The following is a 1,425-nucleotide window of genomic DNA, read 5'->3' on the forward strand; positions in this document are numbered from 1 at the left end:
CTTCTTAAAAGATACTAAACAGCTTCTAAGAAATCGTCACAGGAAGCTGAGACAATCTTTTGAATACTCCTCAGGAAACAACAATTTTGAAACAGCTATTTCCATATATAATGACAGTTTAGGAACTGAAGCGTCTCAACTGCTAGGAATAATGGTTACAGACAAGAAATTCTATCTATATCGAAAGTTGTTGCCATACATCATTCGAGTAAAACTTAGATTGTGCAAAGACAGCAATAGTAAGACTACGCATACGACAAGGTCTTGGACATATCGCTTATTTTTATTGTTTATAGATAAGATAAAGTCTAAGAACTATAAAAAGCAATATGAAGATAAGGACTTATATCCTTACCTTCAAATGGTGAATATCCAAAATGGCGATGAAATTGCGGCGACTGGTTTTATTCCCATCAAAAGTCACGAAATGAGAACTATTGTTATTCCTAAAGGGCGCTTTTTAGACGCAGTTAAGAATCGTCTTACGTCTAATTATAAAGCATTAAAGCGCTTCGTTAATAAAAAGCCCGTTTATATTTATTTCATATATCAGACCATGAGTGGCACAGTGAAGGAATTTGTCGTTGAAACAGATTATCAAGACTCCTTGGGAAAAGATTTAGATATGGAATATTTAACAAAAATTCTTGCTGTTCAAGATAAATATAAAACAAAATAAGTTCATATCAAACGGCCATTAGGGTATACCCTAGTGGTCTTTTTTATTTCTGTGCTATACTAGGAATTATAAGTGTTCATTAGAACTGTCCAAAAGGAGAATTGGAAATGGCTAAAATCGGTTATGCGCGTGTGAGTTCCAAGGAGCAACATTTAGATCGACAGTTAGCGGCTTTAAAAGATGTTGATAAATTATTTACGGATAAATTAAGTGGGGCTAACACTAAGCGACCTGAACTGCAAAAAATGCTGGCCTATATCCGTGAAGGCGATATTGTCCTGGTTACTGAATTAGACCGCTTGGGCCGAAACAACCAGGACTTAACTAAGATTATGAACACCATTCAGAACAAAGGTGCCACCCTAGATGTGTTGAATTTGCCGTCCATGACGGGGATTACGGATCTTAACTTGCGTCAACTGATGACTAACTTAATCATTGAACTGTATAAGTATCAGGCCGAAAGTGAACGGAAGCGGATTATTGAGCGTCAACAACAGGGGATTTTCCTGGCCAAACAGCAGGGGAAATATCATGGGCGCAAACCCCAATATACCGAAGATGATCCCCGCTTACTACATGCTTTTAAGCTTTATCAGACGGGCATGAGTGATGTAGACGTCGCCCGTAATACCGGTATTAAGCGAACAACTTTTATCAGATATCGCAAGAAGTGCAATATAAAAAGATGAGATTTACATGCGATAATTACGTTAGAACCTGTTTAGAGTCTCTTGAGGAGTAAT

Annotated in this window: 2 protein-coding genes; both read left to right on the forward strand. The window is 37.3% G+C overall.

The features are described 5' to 3' along the window. The coding region (locus FD47_RS15550; RefSeq protein ID WP_056980841.1) for a hypothetical protein at window positions 1-679 on the forward strand (679 nt) is incomplete at its 5' end. A gap of 107 nt (window positions 680-786) precedes the next feature. Next, entirely contained in the window at window positions 787-1,371 is a 585-nt protein-coding gene (locus FD47_RS14505; protein ID WP_054736771.1) for a recombinase family protein, read from the forward strand. Window positions 1,372-1,425 lie beyond the last annotated feature (54 nt).

Source organism: Lentilactobacillus parafarraginis DSM 18390 = JCM 14109 (genome assembly GCF_001435895.1).
Lineage (GTDB): Bacteria > Bacillota > Bacilli > Lactobacillales > Lactobacillaceae > Lentilactobacillus > Lentilactobacillus parafarraginis.

Coding starts and splice junctions, on each gene's coding strand:
- FD47_RS14505 (WP_054736771.1), top strand. CDS start 787: ATGGCTAAAATCGGTTATGCGCGTGTGAGTTCCAAGGAGCAACATTTA.